This is a genomic window from Mycobacterium sp., from assembly GCF_035499775.1.
Taxonomy (GTDB): domain Bacteria; phylum Actinomycetota; class Actinomycetes; order Mycobacteriales; family Mycobacteriaceae; genus Mycobacterium.
On record NZ_DATJYB010000091.1, the window covers coordinates 1 to 4,806 of the forward strand.

The window sequence follows — 4,806 nt, forward strand, 5'->3', positions numbered from 1 at the left end:
TCCAGCCGCTCCATCACCTCGTCGGGCGGGTTCTGCCCGTCCGGCCCGAAAAACAGGTCGAGTGCCGGCAGCAGGATGTAGAGCAGGATCGGACCGATCCACAGGGGCACCTGCGCGGCGGCGTGCCAACCGAGCTGGTTCATGCCCCAGATGATCGGCAGCATCACGAACAACGCCGTCGGGGCGATGAGCCCCATCAGCCATAGATAGCGCTTCTTGTCCCGCCATTCGGTGGGGGCTTCGAGTACTTCCGGACTGATTTGTGTGGTCATATGCCAAACCTCCTTGTGTGTCACACCACGTTCCTGGTTGACAATATAGGCGCTTGCGTCTTCTGTCTAGACATGAGATACCATTTTGTAAAGCGATGGCGAGTCGGCTGTGCTTGCCAGCGGCTTCGCATTGGCTCGCGCGGGAGGCTGGGCTCAGAACGTTCCGGGGTGCCGACACTGGCCGCGACTCTGGTTGTCAAGGACGAAACTGTTTACGCTGAATTCGTGGCTAACCGGTGGACGTATCCACCGAAAATCATCGTCGCCGCCGCCGCAATCCTTCTTATCGCCGGTGTGCCGACGGGATGCCAGTCCGGCGGGGGCTCCCAGCCTGCATCCGGGTCGTCCTCCCAGTCTTCTGGCCAGACGCCGCCCCCTGGCCCGTCCGCCTCAGCATCGCCGACTTCCCGCCAGAGCGCGCTGCCCTTCGGAAATCTGAAGGACCCCGTCGGTGTGGCGGTGGACACCGCGGGTGCGGTCTATGTCGCCGACGCCAGCAATAATCGGGTGTTGAAACTGCCGGCCGAGGCCACTACACCGATAGAGCTACCTTTCACCGGCCTTGACTACCCCGGCGGGGTGGCCGTTGACCGCGCTGGCTCTGTATACGTTGCTGGCGGCCGCGGCAACCGGGTGTGGAAGCTGCCGGCGGGAGCCAGCGCACCAATCGAGCTGCCGTTCACCAGCATCAAGGACCCCTCCGAAATCGCCGTGGACATGGCGGGAACCGTCTATGTCACCGACTGGGGCAACAAGCGAATCGTGAAATTGGCCGCCGGTGCGACCAGCCCAACCGAGTTGCCCTTCGGCGACCTCAACAACCCCGGCGGCTTGGCGGTGGATACCGCTGGCACCGTGTATTTGACTGACTACTACCCACCGCGGGTAATGAAGCTGGCCGCTGGTGCGACCGCCCCTGTCGAGGTGCCGTTCACCGGCATCCGCGGCGTGTGTGGGGTGGGGGTGGACTCCGCAGCCAACGTATATGCCACCGACTGCGACAACAACCGGGTGTTGAAGTTGCCGGCCGGTGCGACCACGCAAGTCGTATTGCCGTTCACTGGTCTTCACTACCCCGTCGGTCTCGCACTGGACAGTGCGGGAGACGTGTACGTCGCCGACAAAGACAACAACCGGGTGCTGAAACTGTCCACCGGATAGCGTCCAGAAGCCGAGGATTCACCCCAGGGACCCACGCGTGCAGCCGGTCAGGGCGTCGATCCGGCCTACGCGACCGCGGTCGTCGTGTCCGGATCGGGTTCCTTGTCGATCTGTCCGGCCTGCCGCTTGCCCTGCACCGAGTTCCGCAGCCCGTAGCCGACGTAAATCAGGGTGCCGACCACCAGCCAGACAACGAACCGGACCCAGGTCAGCGCGGTCAGGTTCACCATCAGCCAGACACACGCCAGGATCGAGGCGATCGGCAGGTATGGAACCCATGGCGCCCGGAAGCCCCGTGGCAGGTCGGGCCGCGTCCGGCGCAGCACGATGACGCCGGCTGAGACGAGCACGAACGCGAACAGCGTTCCGACGTTGACCATCTCTTCGAGCTTGGCAATCGGGAATATCGATGCCGTCATGGCGATCACCACCGCGACCAGCACGGTGATCCGAATCGGGGTGCCGCGTGAACCCGTCTTTGCCAAGCCCCGCGGCAGCAAGCCGTCTCGGGCCATCGCGAAGAGCACCCGGCATTGCCCGAGCATCAGGACCATCACCACCGTGGTAAGCCCCGCCAATGCTCCGACGGCAATGATTTTGCTGGCCCAGTTCACCCCGTTTTCGGCGAAGGCAGTGGACAGGTTCGCGTGCGGGCGCCCGGGGACGGTCTTGAGCTTCGTGTAGGAAACCATGCCAGACAGCACCACGGAGACCGCGACGTAGAGGACGGTCACGATCGCCAGCGACGCCAGGATCCCCTTCGGGACGTCCTTCTGCGGATTCTTGGTCTCCTCGGCCATGGTGGCGACGATGTCGAAACCGATGAATGCGAAGAACACGATCGACGCCCCGGCCAATACGCCGTACCAGCCGTAATGGCTGCTGTGCGCTCCGGTCAGCAGCGACAACACCGACTGTTCGATGCCTTTGATGTCGGCTCCGGCCTCCGGCTTGGGGATGAACGGTGAATAGTTCTCGGGTTTGATGTAGAACGCGCCGACCACGATGACCAGCAGCACCACGGCCACCTTGATGCCGGTGACCACCGCGGAAAACCTTGATGACAACTTGGTGCCCAGGGCGATCAATGTCGCCACCACTCCGACGATCACCAGAGCGCCCCAGTCCAGATTCACCGATCCGATGTTGACCGTGCCACCGCCGAATCCGAACACCGAACCCAGGTAGCTGGACCAGCCTTTGGACACCACGGCCGCACCAATCGCCAACTCCAGCAACAGGTTCCAGCCGATAATCCAGGCTATGAACTCGCCGAAGGTCGCGTAGGAGAAGGTGTACGCGCTGCCCGCCACCGGCAGCGTCGAGGCGAACTCCGCGTAACACAGCGCCGCCAGCGCGCAGGTGATCGCCGCGATGATGAACGATATCCAGATGGCCGGGCCGGTGACGTCGCCGGTGGTGGATGCGGTAACTGTGAAGATCCCGGCGCCGATCACCACCGCGACTCCGAAGACCACCAGGTCCAACCAGGTGAGGTCCTTTTTTAGCCGCTTACCTGGCTCGTCGGTGTCCGAGATCGACTGTTCGACCGACTTTGTGCGCAATCGACCGGCCATTTGCCCGTCCTTTCATCACACTGGTTGTGAGCGCACAGTACCGAGTAACCTCGCGTTGATGCGCGTTCACGGGGAAAACGCGAGAGACCACGCAGTCGTCATCGGGGGCAGCATCGCCGGATTGTGCGCGGCGCGGGTGCTCTCGGACCACTACACCCGGGTGACGGTGTTCGAGCGAGACGACCTGCCGGGCGCCCCGGCCAGCCGCGCCGCGGTCCCCCAGGACCGGCACCTACACATGTTGATGGCCCGTGGCGCAATCGAATTCGAGAGCCTCTTCCCCGGATTGCTGCAAGACATGGTGGCCGCGGGCGTGCCGATCCTGGAGAACCGGCCGGACTGCATCTACCTCGGCGCCGCGGGCCACGTCCTGGGGACAGGGCAAACCCTGCGCGACAAATTCACCGCCTACGTGCCCAGCCGGCCGCACCTGGAATGGCAGCTGCGGCGACGGGTCCTCGACATCGACAACGTGGACGTCGTGCAGCGCCACGTCCTGGAGCCGCGGTTCGACCCTGTCCGCCGGCGGGTGACCGGCGTGCTGCTGGACCCTGACAGTGACGGCAACTCCGAATTTGTGGCCGCCGACCTGGTGGTCGACGCGGCCGGCCGGGGCACCAGGCTGCCGGTGTGGCTGACCCGGTGGGGTTATCAACGCCCCATCGAAGAGGCCATCGACATCGGCATCGGCTACGCCACCCAGCAATTCCGCATGCCCGAAGGCCTGATCCAGGAGAAGGTGGTGGTCGCCGGTGCCTCACACGACGAGTCGCTGGGGCTGGGCATGCTGCACTACGAGGACGGCACCTGGGTGCTGACCACCTTCGGGGTGGCCAACGCCAAACCACCGAAGACGTTCCCCGAGATGCTGGCGCTGGCCGACCAGTTGCTGCCGGCCCACTTCAGCGCCGCGCTGGCCAAGGCCGAACCCTTCGGCGAACCCGCGTTTCACGCGTTTCCGGTCAGCAGGTGGCGCCGCTACGACAAGTTGGACCGCTTCCCGGCCGGGATCGTTCCGTTCGGGGATGCCGTGGTCAGCTTCAACCCCACCTTTGGTCAGGGCATGACGATGACGTCACTGCAGGGCGGTCATCTACGCCGGGCACTGGAACTCCCCGACGACGAGGTGGCCGCCGAACTCAATCGGGCCACCGCCAAGACCACCTTTCCGGTGTGGACCATGAACGCCATCGGTGACGTCACCTTTCACCACGCCGAAACCGAGACCATCCCCTGGTACTGGCGGCCGTCGGGCGCGCTGTTCGACCAATTCCTCGGGGCCGCCGAAACCGATTCCGTTCTCGCCGAATGGTTTTTGCGCCGCTTCTCACTGCTGGACAGCCTGTACATGGTGCCGCCGCCGCGCATCATCGGCCGCGCGATGCGACACAACATTCGGCTGTGGTGGCGGGAACGCCGGGAAGCGCGCCCCAAAGCGGCGGTGTAGCCGTCCTGAGGATTTCTTGAGCCGCTCGTCAGATGATGTGTGGTGAAAACCCCACTGACGCAGGAGAGCGTGGATGTCGCAATGGCGGGTCGGCGCAGTCATCGAGGACCTGTACGAAGTGCGGCAGGTGATCGAGTCCGGCGGGATGGGTTTGGTGCATCGGGTATGGCACCGGGGCTGGGGCATGGAGTTGGCGGTGAAAACCCCGCGCCCCGAGTTGGTTTCATCGCCGGAGCAGATCGCCGATTTCGAAGCCGAAGCGCAAACCTGGGTGAGTTTGGGCCTGCACCCGCAGATCGTGTCGTGTGTGTACGTGCGGCGGCTGGACGGGCTGCCGCGGGTGTTCGCC

Annotated in this window: 3 protein-coding genes and 2 pseudogenes; 3 read left to right on the top strand and 2 right to left on the bottom strand. The window is 64.4% G+C overall.

All coding sequences use genetic code 11. The features are described from left to right. Positions 1-272: pseudogene (locus VML93_RS05680) on the bottom strand (alkane 1-monooxygenase); the annotation flags it as partial. 225 nt (positions 273-497) lie between these two features. On the opposite strand from VML93_RS05680, the gene VML93_RS05685 reads away from it, so the two are divergent. Beyond that, positions 498-1,433: an NHL repeat-containing protein gene (locus VML93_RS05685; protein ID WP_325608542.1), complete on the top strand. Its 936-nt coding sequence runs from the start codon at positions 498-500 to the stop codon at positions 1,431-1,433. A 65-nt stretch (positions 1,434-1,498) separates the two neighbouring features. Here the strand turns inward: VML93_RS05685 and VML93_RS05690 are convergent, their stop codons facing one another. Further along, positions 1,499-3,010 (bottom strand): amino acid permease, encoded by a 1,512-nt coding sequence (locus VML93_RS05690; RefSeq protein WP_325608544.1) that lies wholly within the window; start codon positions 3,008-3,010, stop codon positions 1,499-1,501. Positions 3,011-3,068: 58 nt separating this feature from the next. On the opposite strand from VML93_RS05690, the gene VML93_RS05695 reads away from it, so the two are divergent. Both VML93_RS05695 and VML93_RS05700 read left to right on the top strand, forming a co-directional pair. Beyond that, positions 3,069-4,457: an FAD-dependent oxidoreductase gene (locus VML93_RS05695; protein WP_325608546.1), complete on the top strand. Its 1,389-nt coding sequence runs from the start codon at positions 3,069-3,071 to the stop codon at positions 4,455-4,457. Between the two features lie 73 nt (positions 4,458-4,530). Next, positions 4,531-4,806 (top strand): annotated as a pseudogene (locus VML93_RS05700) (hypothetical protein); the annotation flags it as partial.